The organism is Dolichospermum circinale AWQC310F (assembly GCF_000426925.1).
In the GTDB taxonomy this organism is placed as follows: domain Bacteria; phylum Cyanobacteriota; class Cyanobacteriia; order Cyanobacteriales; family Nostocaceae; genus Dolichospermum; species Dolichospermum circinale.
Genome location: NZ_KE384688.1, coordinates 6,321 through 25,639, shown reverse-complemented (window position 1 = coordinate 25,639; position 19,319 = coordinate 6,321). Strand labels below are relative to the sequence as shown.

Here is a 19,319-nt window from a genome sequence, read left to right as displayed (position 1 = left end):
GATTGTAGAGCCGAGAATCCCTACCCATGGAACGTCTCTACAAGGGTTGTAAATCACGCATATTTAATTGTCGGAAATGTTTATTACGTATTATTTCGCCATACTATTCTCAAGTCGAATTATAGTCTAGAATACAAATATATCAGCAACATCCTCAAAGATATACATTTAAATTCGGTTCTGAATTAAATAATATTAGCTATTTAAGGAATTTCAGAAGATGCTGGAAATTAAACGCAATCAAGAAAATAGCCAAACTATCCCAGAAGCTTTAGTATTACCCTTTAATTCCGTGGGAATTGCAGATATTCCCCTGGTAGGTGGTAAAAACGCCTCTTTAGGGGAAATGATTCAACAATTAAATTCCAAAGGGGTGAAAGTTCCCAATGGTTTTGCGACTACTGCTGGCGCTTATAGGTATTTTATAACTGCGGCTGGTTTAGAGGTAAAATTAAGGAAGATTTTTGCACATTTGGATGTCGAAGATATGGATAATCTGCGGGAATGTGGAAAAAAAGCCAGATCATTGATGTTAGAAACTCCATTTCCGCTAGAATTACAAGAAGCGATCGCTAATTCCTATCAAAGTTTATGTGCAGAATATGGTATTAATACTGATGTAGCTGTGCGTTCTAGTGCCACAGCCGAAGACTTACCAGATGCGAGTTTTGCAGGACAACAAGAAACTTACCTGAATGTTCATGGACTACAAGGAGTATTAGAATCTTGTCATAAATGTTTTGCTTCTATTTTTACAGATAGGGCGATTTCCTACCGACAAATTAAAGGTTTTGATCATTTTGAAGTGGCTTTATCTGTCGGTGTCCAAAAAATGGTACGTTCTGATTTAGCATCTTCTGGAGTAATGTTCTCTATTGATACGGAAACAGGTTTTCAAGATGCAGCTTTAATCACTGCTGCTTATGGTTTGGGTGAAACCATTGTTCAAGGCGCTGTTAATCCCGATGAATATTTAGTATTTAAACCCACTTTAAAACAAGGATATAAGCCCATTCTCCAAAAGCGTTTGGGAACAAAAGAAATTAAAATGATTTATGATCTAGGTGGATCAAAATTAACTAAAAATGTTCGTGTTCCTGAAATTGAACGTCATCAATTTGCTCTCAATGATCAAGAAATATTACAATTAGCTGACTGGGCTTGTATCATTGAAAATCATTATTCGCAAATTCGGGGAATAACCACACCAATGGATATTGAATGGGCAAAAGATGGGGTAACTGGTGAATTATTTATCGTCCAAGCTAGACCAGAAACAGTTCAATCTCAAAAATCAAAAACCGTTCTCAAAACTTATCAACTCCAAGAAAAAAGTCAAGTTTTATTAACAGGTCGTAGCGTGGGCGAAATGATCGGTCAAGGTAAAGCTAGAATCATACTTGATGTCCATCAAATTAACCTTTTCCAAGCCGGAGAAGTGCTAGTTACCAACCGCACAGACCCAGACTGGGAACCAATCATGAAAAAGGCCAGCGCTATTGTCACTAACTCTGGAGGAAGAACCTGTCATGCAGCAATTATTGCTAGAGAAATGGGCATTCCTGCTATCGTTGGTTGCGGAAATGGAACTACAATTTTAGAAACTGGACAAGAGATTACTGTTAGTTGTGCAGAAGGGGAAACAGGTCAAGTTTATGCGGGTTTATTAAAGTTTGAAATTCAAGAATTACCATTAGATAATTTACCCCGTACCCGTACTAAAATTATGATGAATGTAGGTAATCCTGAAGAAGCCCTGGGTTTGACAGCAATTCCTAATGATGGTGTTGGTTTAGCAAGAATGGAATTTATTATTGCTAACCATATTAAAGCCCACCCTTTAGCATTATTACATTTTGACAAATTAGAAGACGAACTTGCCAAATATAAAATTAGCGAATTAACGGCACAATATGAAAACAAAGCCGAATTTTTTATTACTAAATTATCTCAAGGTATCGGCACAATTGCAGCAGCATTTTATCCTAAACCTGTAATTGTGAGATTGTCTGATTTCAAAAGTAATGAATATGCCAATCTTTTAGGAGGTAGACAATTTGAACCTAAAGAAGAAAATCCGATGATTGGTTGGCGTGGTGCTTCTCGTTATTATGATCCTCGTTATCGTCAAGGTTTTGCATTAGAATGTCAAGCCATGAAACGAGTAAGAAATGAAATGGGTTTAACCAATATGATTTTGATGGTTCCCTTTTGTCGTACTCCCGAAGAAGGAAAACAGGTATTAGCAGAAATGGCAAAAAATGGCTTAGTTAAAGGTGAAAATGGCTTAGAAGTTTACGTCATGTGCGAATTACCCAGTAACGTTTTATTAGCTGATGAATTTAGCCAAGTATTTGATGGTTTCTCTATTGGTTCTAATGACTTAACCCAATTAACATTAGGATTAGATCGAGATTCTGAATTAGTTGCACATTTATTTGATGAACGCAATGAAGCTGTAAAAAGAACAATAGCAAAAGCCATAACTACAGTTAAACAAAATGGCCGCAAAATTGGTATTTGTGGACAAGCACCCAGTGATTATCCAGAATTTGCTCGTTTCCTCGTTGCACAAGGTATAGATTCTATTAGTCTAAATCCTGATTCTGTGATCAAAACAATGCTAGAAATTGCGAAAGCAGAAAAAGGGAAATAGGTAATGGGGAATAGGTAATAGGTGATTGGTGATTAGTAACAGTTTTACAACTAACAACTTACCACTGACAACTAACCAATATGCAAACAAAAAATCTAGAGTTAGACTTATCTAATCCTTGTATTTTGCTTACCAAATTACAGGAACTTCGTCAATCTATTAGTGAAGAAGGAACAAAAATATTTCAACAATGGAAAAAGCAAATTCACCGTCAATCTTTCATTAAAAGTAGCCTCAATTTGGCCTATTATCTAGCACTGAGAAGACACGATTTAAGAGAACTACAAGCGGCCTTAATGCCTTGGGGTTTATCCTCTTTAGGGAGGATAGAGGCTAAGGTTTTACCGACTTTAGATGCTGTCATTGCCACCTTACAAGCAGTTTGTCGCCCAGAACAAGACTCAACAATTATACATCCTCCTTTGGAATTATTTTTTGAAGGCGATCGCTTGCTGCAACAAAATACTGAAGATTTATTTGGTAACACGGTAGATAAGCGTCGCGTCCGAATTATGGTGACGTTACCAAGTGAAGCCGCGACTAATTATCAATTTCTGGAAAATATAATTCGTCAAGGCACAAATTGTGTTAGAATAAATTGCGCTCATGATACATCTATTGAATGGTTAGCAATGATTAATCATGTCAAACAAGCAGAATTAGAATTGGGATCTGTATGTAAAATTCTCATGGACTTGAGTGGTCCCAAAGCCCGAATTAAATCTGCCCTTACCCCCAGCCCCAAACAGCGGATATTTAAAGGTGAATCTCTCCTCCTAGCCCAGGATTTACCAACTGCAATTAATTCTCAATATTTTCAAGTTAGTTGTACAATTCCAGAGGTATTAAAAGAACTCAAAATTGGCACAATAGTTTGGATTGATGATGGACGTATTGGTGCTTATGTAGAGTCAATTACACCCCAGGGCGTATGGTTAAAAATCACCCATGCTAGGCTTAAAGGTGAAAATATCTTACCAGAAAAAGGCATCAATTTTCCTGACACTGATTTGCATTTGAGTTCCCTGACGGAAAAAGATAAGCAGGATTTAGACTTTATTACTAGTCATGCTGATCAAGTTGATATTATCGGCTATTCCTATGTACAAACTGCTGAAGATATTCAGCTTTTACAACAGGAATTAACAGCAAGATTACCAGAAAATTCTCCCATACCTGCCATAGTTGCTAAAATAGAAACACCCCTAGCTGTTAGCAATCTTCCAGAATTAATTATTCAAGCCGCAGGTAAACAACCCTTTGGAATTATGATTGCTAGGGGAGATTTAGCTATTGAGATTGGTTATCAACGTCTAGCGGAAATTCAAGAGGAAATATTATGGTTATGCGAAGCTGCCCATATACCCGTAATTTGGGCAACCCAAGTATTAGAAAATCTCGTCAAACATGGAATGCCTTCACGGGCAGAAATTACCGATGCAGCCATGTCAGAACGAGCAGAATGTGTCATGCTGAATAAAGGTGCTTATATTGTTGAAGCTGTGGGTATTTTAGATGATGTTCTCACCAGAATGCAAGCTCACCAAGTTAAGAAAACACCCCAGTTAAGAGCTTTACATTCTTGGTAATTGGTATGAAAAAAATTTCAACATCAATCTTCCTTTCCGCCGATGTCTTCACAAAACTATGTATAGTAATTGTGAATACTCACCATGGGAAATATTTATAAAATTAAAACTTTATATATCAAGTTTTCAGGTTACAATCTAAGGAGGAAGTTTATAATCGAATTATATCTCTATTACCAAATTGTACCAGATTTTACCTAATATTTTGATGGAAATAAATCTTTTAATTCTCCAAAATTAAAGTATTCCTATCAAATTGATTAGCTACTAATTATTAGGCTTTTACAGGTATGAAATTAGTCACAACATCATCTACCCATAATATCAAACCAATGGATTTATTAAATAATGGTTTTAACCAGCCCTTTATTAACTTACCTAGTTTAAGTCAAATCATTGATTATTCTCCTTTAACTATTAGTTCTGATAGTTGTGTTATGGATGCGATTAACTTAATAAATCAATCACCAAATTATCAAGTTAATAACCCACTTAAAACAGCAAACGACTATGTTCTAGTAGTAAATCAAAACGAGTTGCAAGGAATATTTACCATTAAAGATTTATTGAGAGTAATTGTCTTAAATATCAACCTATTAGGGGTAAAAATAGCTGAAGTGATGACTCAGCCTCTAATTACTTTAAAGGCATCATCATCTGAGCATATCTTAACAGTGTTTACCCTTTTAGAGCAGTATTGTATTCAGCATTTACCAATAGTAGATAACGCAGGAAAATTAATAGGTATCATCACAGAGAAGAGCTTATTACAAGGCTTAGATATAGAAAAAATAGTTGGTATAATAGAAGCATTACGGGAGAATTTTGCAGAATCAACGACAGAACACAAACCAGTTAATCAACAACTAGAAGTAATTCGTGGGCAAATTTCTCATGCTTTGCAAGCATGGGGAGAAAAACAAATTCCTTGTCATGCAAAAATTAATGAAGAACTTCAAGAAACCTTAGAAGAATTGCAAATTGCGGAAGAGGAACTGCGTCAACAAAATGAACAACTGATCCTTTCTCGGGAAATTACCGAAGCAGAAAGACTGCGTTATCAAAATTTATTTGAATTTGCACCTAATGGTTATTTCGTAACTGATAGTTTAGGTGTTATTCAAGAAGCTAATCAGGCTGCATCATTCTTATTATCTGTCCCTCAAAAGGCACTTATTGGTAAGCCATTAGTGGTGTATATTGCTGAAAGATACCGTTTTGATTTTGTATCCAGGTTAAAGAAATTGCAGAATCTACAGGAATGGGAAATGTATTTACGTCCTCGTCGAGGTTCACCCTTTCCTGGCAAAGTTAGAGTTAATCCTCTGTATGATAATCTAAATAAAGGCACTCGTTTTCTTTGGTCAATATCTGATGTTAGTGAACAGCACGCTGCACTGCATGAACGGGAAAAATTAGAAGCTGCACTACGTCAAAATAGTGACCTTTTAGAAATCAAAGTAGCGGAACGTACGGCAGAATTAATAACCGCTAATGAGCGATTACAACAGGAAATTATTGAACGGGAAAATATTCAACAGTCATTAAAAGAAAGTGAAGAACGACTTAGTTTAGCAATGGCAGCGGGGAATACAGCGATATGGGATTGGCATATCCAAAACAATGAGATTTTTTGGTCTCCAAATATGGGTTTAATGTATGGTCTATCTGGTCATGCTTTGTCTCCTATAGATGAAGAATTTCTCAATTTAATCTCCAGTGAAGATCGTGAGCATTTTCGTCATTGTCTGCATGAGACTTTTGAGAAAAGAGTTGATTTGTTCTGTGAATATCGGGTGATATCTAGTGATAGTAATCTCAAGTGGTTGGGCACTAGGGCTAAACTCCACTATGATGAAAATGGTCAGCCGCTACGGATGATTGGCACAACTAGAGACATTACCAACCGTAAGGAAACAGAACGGAAAATATTTGAACAAGCTGCCCTTTTAGATATTGCTACTGATGCAATTTTAGTGCGAGATTTAAAATCTCAAATCATCTTTTGGAATCAGGGAGCAGAAAGGATGTATGGTTGGCAAAGTCAGGAAGTTTTAGTGAGAAATACCCAGGATATTTTCTATAACTCCAATGATAATCAACAAGAAATAGCAGCCCTGAAAACTGTATTTAACTCTGGAAGCTGGGAGGGTGAATTATACAAAAAAACAAAATCAGGGGAGGAAATTATTGTTCAAAGTCGCTGGACGTTAATGTTAGATACTGATGGCCAACCTAAATCTATTCTGACAGTAGATACTGATATTACAGAAAAGAAACGATTACAACAGCAGTATTTCCGCGCTCAGAGATTGGAAAGTATAGGTATTTTAGCTGGTGGTATTGCTCACGATATCAATAATATCTTAACTCCGATTTTAGGATCTGCTCAATTACTTAAAGCTAGATTTTCTCAAGAAAATAATCGTGTTTTACAAATGCTGAAAATCATTGAAAATAATGCCAAACAAGGAGCGGCTTTAGTCAAACAACTGTTATCCTTTGCTAGAGGATTTGAAGGTAAATATACGATTTTACAAGTTAATGATTTGATTAAGGATACTATACAGTTTGCTAAACAAACAGTTTCCAAATCTATCAAATTCTCTACCCATCTTTCTCCCAAACTATCCCCAGTTTATGGGGATAAAACCCAACTGCATCAAGTGGTAATGAACTTAGTCGTTAATGCTGCTGATGCTATGCCCAATGGTGGACATCTCTCTATTTCTGCGGAAAATTTATATATTGATGAGGAGATCCAGCAAATAAATTGTCATGCTAAAGTTGGGAATTATATTGTTATTACTGTTAGAGATACGGGTATAGGAATGTCACCGGAAATAGTAGAAAGAATATTTGAGCCATTTTTTACTACTAAAGACTTTGGTAAAGGAACAGGATTAGGACTATCAACAGTGCAAGGAATTATTAAAAGCCACAAGGGGTTTATTAATGTTGATAGTAAAGTTGGAAAAGGCAGCAAATTTCAGGTATTTTTACCATCAATAAACCAGGAAATTTCACTTTTAAAATCCGATGATAATAAAATGTATCAAGGACGGGGAGAGTTGATTTTACTGGTAGATGATGAAGCCCAAATTATCGAAGTTACAAGAACCATTTTAGAAAACTACAATTATCAAATTATCACCGCTAAAAATGGCAAAGAAGCTATTGATGTTTATACCCAAAATCAGGACAAAATCAACCTAGTATTAATGGATATAATGATGCCAGAAATGGATGGAAATACTGCTATTTACAAATTAAAAGAAATTAATCCCCAAGTGCAAATAATTGCTTGTAGTGGACGCAATATAGAACCAGATAATGAAGCTCAAGTTGCCGCGATTTTATTAAAACCCTATAGCAATCAAGAATTACTAGAAAAATTAAATTTTGTCCTCTGTTTGTAGTCAGGGCTTTAGCCCTGATGAGTGTTACACGGTTTTGAATACAGGACTAAAGTCCTAACTACGATTTTGAATACAGGACTAAAGTCCTAACTACGATTTTGAATACAGGACTAAAGTCGTGATTGAATGAATATTTGAATATTTTGGACAGATTTTTGAGATTACAGAACTTATGCTCATACAATTGACTGATTTCTGAGACTTTTACCCTTTTCTGGCAAATCTATGACACCTCAAGAATTTTTAGAAAATTTGGCAACAGCAGCAACAGATACCGAAAAACTGATAGTTTTTGCACAATACCTTGATACAACCGCGCTAGACAATGCCACAACCCCAAGGTGGAGAAGTATTGGTTACAGTAACGAAATTCAAATGGCACTTAAAAATGTGGCTTTTCATTTAGAAGCACTTGCGGAAGCCGGAAAATAGCATTTTTGATAAAAATCTTGTGGTGTGGGCATCTTGCCCGCTCAAGAGTTACAGATATTAATCACAAAAATCTTATTGAGGATATCCAAAGAGTTAAAACTGTTCCCTGTTAAGAGTTAAGAGTTCCCTACCCTCACAGACAACTTATTCAGCAGGCCCTACTTAAACTTCTTCACCAATATAAATGCCTAGACATTGTGCGGTTTGGATTAAATCACCGTGGGGATCAACAAGGGAGGGATTATGATTGATAACATCTTCAATGGGGAAAGTGACAACTTTTCCATTTTGCCAAGCTAACATTTTGTCGTACTGTTCTTGAGCAATTAAATCAACCGCAACTTTACCGAACATAGTAGCTGTGAGTCTGTCTAAAGCTGAGGGAATACCACCGCGCTGAATATGTCCTAAGACGGAAACTCTAGTATTAATTAAATAATTACTACAATTAGCGATTTTTTCAGCAATGTATTGACCTTTACCACATTTATCAATCATACAACTAGAGGCACTATTTGTATCTTCTGCAGAAACTGATACACCTTCAGCTACGACAATAATAGCAAATTTCCTGTACCAGCGATCGCTTTGGCTACCATGACCATGGCGTAATTGCTCTAAGTGATTGCATATACCCTGAATACTATAGGGAATTTCGGGAATTAAAATTACATCAGCGCCGCCAGCAATTCCTGAGTATAATGCTAAATGTCCCGCTGTCCGTCCCATAACTTCGACAATCATAACTCGATCATGACTAGCAGCAGTGAATGTAAGCCGATTAATAGCGTCAACAATGGTATTAACTGCGGTATCAAAGCCAATGGAACGTTCTGTAAAAGCGACATCATTGTCAATAGTTTTAGGAATAGCGACTAAATGCCAATTACCTAAAACTGCTAATTGGTGAATAATATTTAAACTACCATCTCCACCAATAGCAATTAAAGCATCTAAAGCGATCGCTTCATAACCTGATAATATTTCATCAGCATGGGCTAAGGTATCCCCTTGATTAATAGTACCTAAGATTGTTCCCCCCATGTTGAGCAGCGGGTCAATACCGTGCAAATTCCAACTGTGGATACCTAAAGGGACAGTTTTCCGCTCTAGCAGTCCTTGAGTCGCGTAGGGAATACCCACCACTTCCCAATCATAAGTCTGTATGGCATGACTGACAACGGCGCGAATCACACAATTTAACCCAGGACAGTCACCACCACTAGTAAGAATACTAATACGTTTTTTCATTATTTGTTACAATATTTGTTAGTTGTCAAAAAAGTGGGTTATAATTTAGAATTGAGAAAGAATTTACAATTTTATTGTAAATAAATAAACATTCAAACCTGTTGCTTATTTCCCGAATAAGTTTGTAAAGCCTTAATATATTGAGCGCGTTCAAAAGCACTAGGATGAGGACAATTTAACTGGCTCATAGTACCTTGCATTTGTTGTACAGATTGATATTCGTGTATTTCCATCCATTCACGCAGATCTTTTTCTAAACACTGTATATAAGTAATTCCCCTCTGCAATAATACAGAGCAAAGCATAGTAATATTTGCGCCCACCATCAGCATTTTAATTACATCCTGAGCATTATGAATACCACTAGTTGCAGCAAGACTACCGTGAATATGTCCATAGAGAATGGCTATCCAGCGCAGAGGTAAACGCATGGCTTGGGGGGTACTTAATAATACATTAGGTTCAACCTCTAGAATTTCTAAATTAATATCTGGTTGATAAAAGCGATTAAATAATACTAAACCATCAGCACCGGCATGATCTAAACGTTTGGCCATATTTGCCATATTAGTGAAATAGGGACTGAGTTTAACAGCTACAGGAATGCTGACTGCGGCTTTCACAGATGTGAGAATATCAATATAATTCTGTTCAATTTCTGCACTTATTAAATCTGGGTCTGTAGGGACATAATAAATATTTAATTCTAGTGCTGACACCCCCGCTTCTTGCATGAGTTTACCATATTTAGTCCAACCGCCAACAGAACAACCATTAAGACTACCAATAATGGGAATATCTACTGTTTCCTGAGCTTTCTGAATATGATCTAAATATTCTTCAGGTCCTACCCGAAAATTAGTTATATCAGGGAAATAGGTTAAAGCTTCAGGAAAACTTTCTGTACCATAACTGAGATGATGATGAAGTTGGGATTTTTCTAAAGTTAATTGTTCTTCAAATAATGAGTGCATAACTACAGCACCAGCGCCTATATCTTCCATGGTTTTAATATTATCAATTTCCCGTGAAAGTGGAGAAGCGGAAGGAACTAAAGGAGATTTTAATTCTAAGCCTAAATATGTGGTAGTTAAATTCATAATTTGGGTTAATAATTTGGGTTAATAATTTGGTAATTTAATGATTTTCTTCCTTTTCCTGAGTTCTGATTTAGGTTTCCTGTAATTTTCCTGCGGCTAAATATTGATACATTTGCCACCGATTGTTAACATCAACTTGTGCTTCTTTTAAAAGTTGTTTTGCTGTTTCTGGATTAATTTTCGTCAACATTTGAAAACGATTTTCCATATACATGGAATTTTCTATTGGTATTCTAGGACTGCGAGAATCGAGTTGTAGGGGGTTTTTCCCCTGTTTAATGCGGTCGGGGTGATAACGATATAATAACCAGCGTCCAGAGTCCACAGCGGCTTTTTGATTTTGCATTGCTGTACTCATATTAATTCCGTGAGCAATACAATGACTATAGGCAATAATTAAGGATGGACCATTATAAGCTTCAGCTTCTAAAAAAGTTTTTAAAGTTTGTTCATCTTTTGCTCCCATTGCTACACTAGCAACATAAACATTACCATAGGTCATAGCCATTAAACCCAAGTCTTTCTTAGTTGTTTTTTTACCACCTGCTGCAAATTTTGTCACTGCACCTTTAGGAGTAGATTTAGACATTTGACCTCCGGTATTAGAATAAACTTCTGTGTCTAATACCAAAATATTAACGTTGCGGCCACTAGCAATTACATGATCCAAACCACCATAACCAATATCATAAGCCCAACCGTCACCACCAATGATCCAAACGCTTTTTTTGACTAAATAATCAGCTAAGGATTTTAAATTTTGGATTTGGGATTTGAGATTGCTTTTGGTTATAGATTCGAGAAGTTGATCTAATTTTTGTTTGAGAATAGAAATTCGTTCTCGTTGTTCATAAATATCTGCTTCATCTTTTTGTTCAGCATTGAGGATATCTGTTACTAAACTTTCACCTATTTCTGGTGCAAGTTGTTGAAGTAAATAGGCTGCAAATTCCGCTTGTTTATCTATAGAAATGCGGAAACCTAAGCCAAATTCGGCATTATCTTCAAATAAACTATTAGACCATGCTGGACCTCTACCTGCGGCGTTTTTTGTCCAAGGAGTGGTGGGTAAATTACCCCCATAGATAGATGAACAACCGGTGGCATTAGCGACGATCATGCGATCGCCAAATAATTGTGTTACTAATTTAATATAGGGTGTTTCTCCACATCCCGCACAAGCACCAGAAAACTCAAATAAAGGTTCTTGCATTTGTTGTTGATTAATATGATGCAACTGCAAATTTTTTCGATCTGGGTTAGGAATATTTAAGAAGAAATTCCAGTTTTCTCGCTCTTGTTCTCGCAATGGTCTTTGTGCTTCCATATTAATGGCTTTTCTGCGAGGTTCGGCCTTATTTTTTGCAGGACAAATATCAACACAAATACCGCAACCTGTACAATCTTCTGCTGCTACTTGAATGGTAAATTTTAAATTATGCCAATCATGTTCTTTCGCATTTATACTTTTAAAAGTTTTTGGTGCATTTTCTAATGCTTCTGCTGCATATACTTTAGCGCGAATTACACTATGAGGACACACCATTACACATTTACCACATTGAATACAAACGTCACTATCCCAAACAGGAATTTCTGCTGCAATATTGCGTTTTTCCCATTTAGATGTTCCTGTGGGATATGTACCATCTATTGGTAATGCACTCACGGGTAAATCATCTCCTTGACGGGCTATGATTTTACCTAATACATTATGAACAAAATCTGGTATATTCTCTGGAATAGATGATAGTTCTGTTTTTGCTTCTTTGGCTAAAATCTGATGAAGATTTTCCAGAGTTTTATCAACTGCTTTAATATTCAATTCGACAATTTCTTCACCTTTTTGACCGTAGGTTTTCTGGATAGATTCCTTAATTTTAGCAATAGCTTCTGCTCTTGGTAAAATACCGGAAATAGCAAAGAAACAAACCTGCATAACTATGTTAATATGTCCACCTATTCCCGCTTCACGAGCGACTTTATAGGCATTAATCACATAAAAATTGATATTTTTATTAATTATCTCTTGTTGTATAGAAGCTGGTAATTTATTCCAAATTTCATCTTGATGATCAGGTGCATTTAATAAAAAAGTACCACCAGGAATTATCTCTTTTAAGACCGGAAATTTTTCTAAAAAATCCCATTGATGACAAGCGATAAAATTGGCTTTCGTAATTAAATAATGAGAGCGAATTTTCTCAGAACCAAAGCGCAAATGAGAAACCGTTACAGAACCAGATTTTTTAGAATCATAAACAAAATAACCTTGACTATAATTATCAGTTTCTTCTCCAATAATTTTAATTGAATTTTTATTTGCACCCACTGTACCATCTGCACCCAAACCGTAGAAAATTGCCGTGACTATATTATCCGCTTCAATATTAAATTCTGGATTATATCCTAAACTAGTATGTGTAACATCATCATTAATGCCAATAGTAAAATGATTTTTCGGGATGTCAATATCTAAATTATCAAATACTGCTTTTACCATCGCCGGTGTAAATTCTTTAGATGATAAACCATATCTACCACCAACAACTTTAATTTGATTAATTTTGTTTTCTGCTAACGCTGTCACCACATCTAAATATAAAGGTTCACCAATAGCACCCGGTTCTTTGGTTCTATCCAAAACTGCAATACTGCGGGTAGTTTTGGGCAGAGAATTAATAAATTTTTGGACATCAAAAGGACGATATAATCTCACCTTGATTACTCCAACTTTTTCCCCGTGTTGGTTGAGATAATCTACAGTCTCCTGGACAGTTTCACAACCAGAACCCATGAGAATAATGATTTTTTCTGCTGCTGGATGTCCATAATAATCAAATATTTTATATTCTCTCCCGGTCATTTCTAAAAACTCATCCATGATCCTTTGAGTAATATCTGAACAAGCTAAATAAAAAGAATTTACCGTTTCCCTACTTTGAAAATAAACATCAGGGTTTTGTGCCGTTCCTCGTAATACCGGATTATCAGGTGTTAAAGCTCTTAAACGATGGGCAATTACTAACTCTATGGGAATGAATTTTTGTAAGTCTTCAGTTGTTAATATTTCTATTTTATCTACTTCGTGAGAAGTGCGAAAACCATCAAAAAAATGTAAATAAGGTATCCGTGATTCTAAACTTGCGCGTGTAGAAATAAGAGCAAAATCATGGGCTTCTTGTACAGAAGCAGCGCACAACATAGCAAAACCCGTACTTCTCGCGGCCATGACATCACTATGATCTCCGAAAATTGAGAGCGCTTGCACTGCCAGCGATCGCGCCGCAATATGAAATACTGTAGGTGTAAGCTCCCCCGCAATTTTATACATATTTGGGAGCATTAACATCAATCCCTGGGAAGCTGTAAATGTTGTTGTCAGTGAACCCGTCTGTAAAGCCCCATGTACAGCACCAGCAACCCCCCCTCACTCTGTAACTGCACCACCGAAGGAACATTTCCCCAAATGTTCGGTTTTCCCTCATTCATCCAACTATCAGACCATTCAGCCATGGGTGAAGATGGTGTAATAGGGTAAATAACAATTACCTCGTTTAATTGATAAACGACTCTAGCAACAGCTTCATTACCGTCTATAGTGGCAAGAATTTTCGTTTTCATATTAACTAATTAATAGTTTATTCATAGCTTCAGTTTCCTACAGCAATTTCCGATATTATGAGGCACAGATATTAATGATAAAAATCTTGTGGTGTGGGCATCTTGCCCGCTAAAATTGTACCTCAACCAGATAAAATTCGCTGTATTATTCGTATATAATCACAGTGTTTCTTTTTCTGGGTATAGATACTCCATTAAAGTAGGTTTTTTGGGAATTATCTATACTGTTAATTTTCTGCTTGCTGTATTTATCATCTCCACCAATATTTTGTTTTTTTAACTTATTTTTGAATGAATCAATATCGCAATAACCCCCTAAAAAAACCTCTGTTTCCTCTGGAGTCATATCTTCCAGAAGCAAGTTGACATCAATTTGATAAATATCGGTATTGGACTGTAATATTTTAGCCATTGTCTTATATCTTCATGAATTAAAGATTACTCTGTCTTCTAGACTGGCAAAAATTATCATAATTTTCATCTATCTATTGGCTAATATTCAAACCAATTCCCTACCATACTATAAAATACCCCATACTAAAGTTAGTATGGGATATAAAACAACAGGTATCCGAAATCATTGATATTGATAATGTAATCTACCTTTCTCCTGCGGTGACGAGTTGAGATAAATCTCTGTAATTAGGACTATTCACAGAAGTTGGAATATCAGCTTTTGTTTTTTGTTTACTAGCTGTTCCCAATGCAGAAATTTGACGGTTCTCTTTAATTAATCGGCTGTAAGTACGTTGAGGAATATAATGGATCGGATTATAACCAATATAACGTAAAATCAGCACACAAGCCCAAGAATACCGACCATCAGCAATAGCCTCGATGATATGATTGAATTGTTCAGGAGTGATAACACTATGAAAATCTTTCTGAGAATAAGAAGCTGAATAGTTCATAACTAACCCTGATTTAATCTTGTAGGACTGAAATGTAAGAGGTTGTAATAACTGAGAATAGAGAATCTTTTTAGTCGAAATTAATCAGACTTTGATGATCAAATTTGGGAACTTTTATCCTGATTTGATAAGTCTTATAATTCATGACTTCTAATGCTCTAAATCCCAAATTACAGCCAGAAATTCACGGGATATCGGATATCACACCGTTATATACAGATGATATGCAAAGGATTTAATTCTCTTGGTAAATAACCTTGATATCTAAGTTCAAGTATAGCGACAACTTTTCGATTGAATATCAATATTATTTGTGGTTATTAGAGAATTTTATTAATTTTTTGTGAGGTTTATTTGCAAGTTATTTACATTCAAATAACCCTGTATCTGTGAAGTCTTGTAATTTTTGTTATACCATAGGCAATTTTTTATCTAAATAGATTAAGTTCCGAATTATTTGAGTGTATAAGTTGGTAAATTACTAAGCTCATTACCCTTCTATTAGTAAAAAATATAGGTAAATTCCTAGTATTTTATGCCTAATTCCATTTGTTGGTAACGAATAGAAAATACAGCTACTCCAATTATGACACTATTTAAATAGTCATACAACATTGAAATATTTACTGACATTTGCTATTTATATTTTTGTAAATACTCCTTGTGACACTATTATATTTAGAATACTACTTTTTCAGTAACTAGTAAGCCAAATTGGCACTTTGTTCCTCTAAACAATACAAAAAATGTCAGGTTTAAATTGTTTATTAAATGACTGTTTAAATAGTGTCATAAGGGGTATTTACAAAATTCTAGATTAGAAGTAATTCAATGTTGTATGACTGTTTAAATAGTGTCATAAGGAGTATTTACAAAAATCTAGATTAGAAGTAAAGCAATATTGTATGACTATTGATTTTCCGTTATTTTTAATAATCTGGCTAAATTAGTTACACCTAATTACCAAATACTCAACCTATTAAAGCAGCCGAGAAGATGATTATCAAGGTTCTGAGGAATTGAGCAACATTTATATATGTAATATTTGATTCTTTGGTTAATAGACTTTTAAAAAAAATGTCATATCTCCACAATCTTTACCGCAGATGTCTATTTTAGGAACGGTCGCAAATTTACAAATTAAGGCGTTGCTGATTTGATGTATGAAAATGATTTTTGATGATTTCAAAACGCTTGTAGAGACGTTCCATGGAACGTCTCTACATTAAGGCTACGCACATTTAATTTCTAGAGATGTCTACTGAGTTATCACAATCTGAATGCAACCGTTACAGGCCAAACATAGTCAAAATTGCAAGTATTGTTATATTTAACTAAGTTACTCAAAACCTATTCTTGTTTAGGGGTAATTCATGAATTACCCCTACTTTGTATAAGTTCCTAAGATGTTTAATGTTCAAATAAGTCTTTGAATTGTAATAGATCTAAGGCGACAATTGTGGATAAAGTTTGAAAACATTCCTGGGCAAGTTGCCAACGCTCTTCCCGTTGTAACATAACAGTAAGTTTTTGCTGTATACTCAGTAGGTAACGCACATCATTAGCAGCGTAACTTAATTGTACTTCAGATAAATTACTGGCATTACCCCAATCAGAACTCTGGGCGCTTTTATCCAATTCTACTTTTTCTAATTCTAATACCACGTCTTTTAAACCATGACGATTTGTATAAGTACGTGCTAATTTACTAGCAATTTTAGTACAAAAAATGGGCTGAACAAAAATGTCTAAATTGTGCCTTAAAGTAGCCATATCAAACCTAGCAAAGTGAAAAACTTTGATGATATGGGTTGCTTCCATAAGTGTTTTTAAATTAGGTGCGGCTGTTTGTCCTCTAGATATGCCAATAGCAGTAACTTGTCCTTCCGGGTTACAAATTTGCACCAGACACAAACGATCTCGTTGTGGTAAAAGTCCCATTGTTTCTGTATCAACAGCGATCGCTGGAGCTTTTAAATACTCAGAAAGGGCAGCATCAGTTAAATCACCGTCACCAACTTGAAAATCCTGTAATATCATGAAATTATCAACTATAAATTATCTTTATTGTGCCAGATCATAATACTGTTTTTAACACTCCAGTCAAAAAGGCAAAATTCATAAACTGATTTATACCCCTTATCAAACAAGAGGCATCTTTTTTTAATTATTATTAATAATACCATTACCGAAAAATCTCTTTTTCTTCGCGCCTTTGCTCCTTTGTAACTGGGCGCGAAATATAATTCATACCACCATTATCCAACGACTAATTCTTAATTGCGCCCTGGGACTTTAGCGTTTAAAAATATTTGTGTTAGATAGACTTGGCCTTGCTCATTGGTAGCCACACCAACCCCAGTTAGATTATATTTACCCTGAAGATTCTTGAGATGTCCAGGACTTTTTAACCAGCCAGAAACCGCCTCATTTGCAGGATTGCTATATCCCGTATTGTAAGCGACATTTTCCGCTGCACTGCTGTATTTAAGAGGAATAGCCATAACGCGCTGTTCAAATCCTTGATGACTAAAAGGAACTTTACCACTAGCCATATTTTGACTATGAATTCTCGCTTGCTGACTAATCTTTTCGCTTAAATTTAACTTTCCTAGTCCCCGTTTTGCTCGATATTGATTAATTTGAATAAAAACTGATTTCTCTAAATTATTAGTTTCAAAACTAAAATTAGATATTTTGGCTTGACTTGTCACAAGTGATGAACGCTGATATCGGCCAGTTTGTTTAGCAGAACTATTATCTGGATTAGCAGCAGTCATATATCCACTAGCAAGGACAAGCGTACTTAAAGCGATGCCAAAAGCAGTTTGTCTTAACATGAGGTTTAAATTAAGTAATGTATGGATTTATAGGATATATACCCTATCTTCTGATGATCGAAATACTTACCAGGATACTATTTACCAAATATAAACTCAAGAATCATCAAATTTTCACAATTTAAATCAGTTATCTGGATAATACTTTTGTTTATTGTCATCGCGTAGAGCAGCCATATTTAGTCTTAACAGAGAATAGGTTTTGTCAATGCTATTTACACTACATTACTCATTAAAATTAAAATAATTAATAAAAAATAGTATCCAATGATAGATGTCATAGATACTAAAATCTTATAATTTACAAACACTTATCTTGAGCGCAAGAAAATTTGTGTAAAATAAATTTTCCCTTGGTTATTGCTGGCTACACCAATCCCCGTTAGAGTATAATTACCCTTAATATTGGCTAAATGTCCTGAACTATTCAGCCAGCCTTGAACGGCTCGATCCGCGGGATCTTGATGTCCTTGGTTATAAGCGACATTTTCGGCGACTCGACTGTAAGCAATACCTGTTGCTGCTACTCGTCCTGAAAATCCATTATGTCCAAAGGCGACTCTACCACTAGCCATATTTTGACTGTGAATTCTCGCTTGATTGTCAATTGTAGAATTACGGGTAAGTGCGGGTAGATTTTGCGAGACACGATACTGGTTGATTTTTTGGAAAACCGATGCTTCTATAGTAGCAGTATTTACATTACCTTGTGCAACTTGGTAATTAAGAGTTAATCCGGTCGAGAAATTAGGTTCTGAACTAGCCATTGTCCCACTAACTAAAACCAAAAAACCCGCACTAGCAGCAAAAATAAAGCTTTTCAGCATGATTGATCACCTTTGAAAATTAATTGCTTGGGGAGATGAAATTACTCACAAGTTCTTTTGAGCTTGTATTCCTAATTCTCCCCAACTGTACTTAATGAATTAAGAACTTAGCCGCAGTTTGTACATCCTTGTCACCCCTCCCAGAACAGTTGATGATGATTTTGGGACTACCAGTAAGTTGTGGACAAAGGGTTTCTAAATAGGCGATCGCATGAGAAGTTTCTAATGCTGGTATAATACCCTCTAATTTAGATAATCTCTGAAATGCCTCCAACGCCTCAGCATCGGTAACGCTATAATATTCAGCGCGACCACTATCTTTCATATAACTGTGTTCTGGACCTACACCAGGATAATCTAAACCAGCACTAATAGAATGTGGTTCAATCACCTGCCCATCCTCATCTTGCAAAAGATAACTCATAGAACCATGTAATACACCCACTGTTCCTTTCGTGAGTGTAGCAGCGTGTTTACCAGTAGTTACACCTTCTCCAGCGGCTTCTATACCAATCAAACGTACCGACGGTTCTGGAACAAACTCGTGAAATAGTCCCATAGCGTTAGAACCACCACCCACACAAGCCAAGAGAATATCAGGTAAACCGCCCCATTTTTCCATAGCTTGAGCGCGGGTCTCTTCACCAATTACAGCATGAAAATCCCGCAC

At 35.7% G+C, this 19,319-nt stretch carries 13 protein-coding genes and 1 pseudogene; 5 read left to right on the top strand and 9 right to left on the bottom strand.

All coding sequences use genetic code 11. From position 1 onward, the window contains the following. The 5 genes from ACIR310F_RS26930 to ACIR310F_RS0113690 form a co-directional block, all read left to right on the top strand. Positions 1-189 (top strand): hypothetical protein (locus ACIR310F_RS26930; RefSeq protein ID WP_231387544.1); only part of this gene is annotated, 189 nt, incomplete at its 5' end. A gap of 31 nt (positions 190-220) precedes the next feature. Continuing rightward, positions 221-2,656 (top strand): phosphoenolpyruvate synthase, encoded by a 2,436-nt coding sequence (gene ppsA / locus ACIR310F_RS0113705; protein ID WP_028084309.1) that lies wholly within the window; start codon positions 221-223, stop codon positions 2,654-2,656. A gap of 80 nt (positions 2,657-2,736) precedes the next feature. Beyond that, positions 2,737-4,245, top strand: coding sequence for a pyruvate kinase (locus ACIR310F_RS0113700; RefSeq protein WP_028084308.1), 1,509 nt, complete (start codon positions 2,737-2,739; stop codon positions 4,243-4,245). A gap of 290 nt (positions 4,246-4,535) precedes the next feature. Continuing rightward, entirely contained in the window at positions 4,536-7,664 is a 3,129-nt protein-coding gene (locus ACIR310F_RS0113695) for a PAS domain S-box protein (RefSeq protein WP_231387543.1), read from the top strand. 225 nt (positions 7,665-7,889) lie between these two features. Next, the gene (locus ACIR310F_RS0113690) at positions 7,890-8,096 is read left to right on the top strand and encodes a hypothetical protein (RefSeq protein ID WP_028084306.1); all 207 of its coding nucleotides are present in this window, start codon (positions 7,890-7,892) and stop codon (positions 8,094-8,096) included. A gap of 162 nt (positions 8,097-8,258) precedes the next feature. On the opposite strand, the gene ACIR310F_RS0113685 is transcribed toward ACIR310F_RS0113690, so the two are convergent. The 9 genes and pseudogenes from ACIR310F_RS0113685 to ACIR310F_RS26925 all read right to left on the bottom strand — a co-directional run. Then, a complete protein-coding gene (locus ACIR310F_RS0113685; protein WP_028084305.1) occupies positions 8,259-9,347 on the bottom strand; it encodes an ATP-dependent 6-phosphofructokinase in 1,089 nt (362 codons plus the stop codon). Between the two features lie 92 nt (positions 9,348-9,439). After that, complete coding sequence (locus ACIR310F_RS0113680; protein ID WP_028084304.1) at positions 9,440-10,447, bottom strand: dihydroorotate dehydrogenase-like protein; 1,008 nt, start codon at positions 10,445-10,447, stop codon at positions 9,440-9,442. Between the two features lie 70 nt (positions 10,448-10,517). Next, positions 10,518-14,071 (bottom strand): annotated as a pseudogene (gene nifJ, locus ACIR310F_RS22560) (pyruvate:ferredoxin (flavodoxin) oxidoreductase). A 145-nt stretch (positions 14,072-14,216) separates the two neighbouring features. Beyond that, positions 14,217-14,483, bottom strand: a complete 267-nt coding sequence (locus tag ACIR310F_RS0113670) for a hypothetical protein (protein WP_028084303.1) — start codon at positions 14,481-14,483, stop codon at positions 14,217-14,219. A gap of 187 nt (positions 14,484-14,670) precedes the next feature. Beyond that, positions 14,671-14,982, bottom strand: a complete 312-nt coding sequence (locus ACIR310F_RS0113665; RefSeq protein ID WP_028084302.1) for a HetP family heterocyst commitment protein — start codon at positions 14,980-14,982, stop codon at positions 14,671-14,673. Between the two features lie 1,410 nt (positions 14,983-16,392). Beyond that, positions 16,393-17,022, bottom strand: coding sequence for a ribonuclease D (locus ACIR310F_RS0113660; RefSeq protein ID WP_028084301.1), 630 nt, complete (start codon positions 17,020-17,022; stop codon positions 16,393-16,395). 236 nt (positions 17,023-17,258) lie between these two features. Then, the gene (locus ACIR310F_RS0113655; protein ID WP_028084300.1) at positions 17,259-17,822 is read right to left on the bottom strand and encodes a CAP domain-containing protein; all 564 of its coding nucleotides are present in this window, start codon (positions 17,820-17,822) and stop codon (positions 17,259-17,261) included. 311 nt (positions 17,823-18,133) lie between these two features. Continuing rightward, a complete protein-coding gene (locus ACIR310F_RS0113650; protein ID WP_028084299.1) occupies positions 18,134-18,649 on the bottom strand; it encodes a CAP domain-containing protein in 516 nt (171 codons plus the stop codon). A gap of 91 nt (positions 18,650-18,740) precedes the next feature. After that, the coding region (locus tag ACIR310F_RS26925; protein ID WP_231387541.1) for a pyridoxal-phosphate dependent enzyme at positions 18,741-19,319 on the bottom strand (579 nt) is incomplete at its 5' end.

Coding starts and splice junctions, on each gene's coding strand:
- ACIR310F_RS0113700 (WP_028084308.1), top strand. CDS start 2,737: ATGCAAACAAAAAATCTAGAGTTAGACTTATCTAATCCTTGTATTTTG.
- ACIR310F_RS0113695 (WP_231387543.1), top strand. CDS start 4,536: ATGAAATTAGTCACAACATCATCTACCCATAATATCAAACCAATGGAT.
- ACIR310F_RS0113685 (WP_028084305.1), bottom strand. CDS start 9,347: ATGAAAAAACGTATTAGTATTCTTACTAGTGGTGGTGACTGTCCTGGG.
- ACIR310F_RS0113650 (WP_028084299.1), bottom strand. CDS start 18,649: ATGCTGAAAAGCTTTATTTTTGCTGCTAGTGCGGGTTTTTTGGTTTTA.
- ACIR310F_RS0113655 (WP_028084300.1), bottom strand. CDS start 17,822: ATGTTAAGACAAACTGCTTTTGGCATCGCTTTAAGTACGCTTGTCCTT.
- ACIR310F_RS0113680 (WP_028084304.1), bottom strand. CDS start 10,447: ATGAATTTAACTACCACATATTTAGGCTTAGAATTAAAATCTCCTTTA.
- ACIR310F_RS0113660 (WP_028084301.1), bottom strand. CDS start 17,022: ATGATATTACAGGATTTTCAAGTTGGTGACGGTGATTTAACTGATGCT.
- ACIR310F_RS0113665 (WP_028084302.1), bottom strand. CDS start 14,982: ATGAACTATTCAGCTTCTTATTCTCAGAAAGATTTTCATAGTGTTATC.
- ppsA (WP_028084309.1), top strand. CDS start 221: ATGCTGGAAATTAAACGCAATCAAGAAAATAGCCAAACTATCCCAGAA.
- ACIR310F_RS0113690 (WP_028084306.1), top strand. CDS start 7,890: ATGACACCTCAAGAATTTTTAGAAAATTTGGCAACAGCAGCAACAGAT.
- ACIR310F_RS0113670 (WP_028084303.1), bottom strand. CDS start 14,483: ATGGCTAAAATATTACAGTCCAATACCGATATTTATCAAATTGATGTC.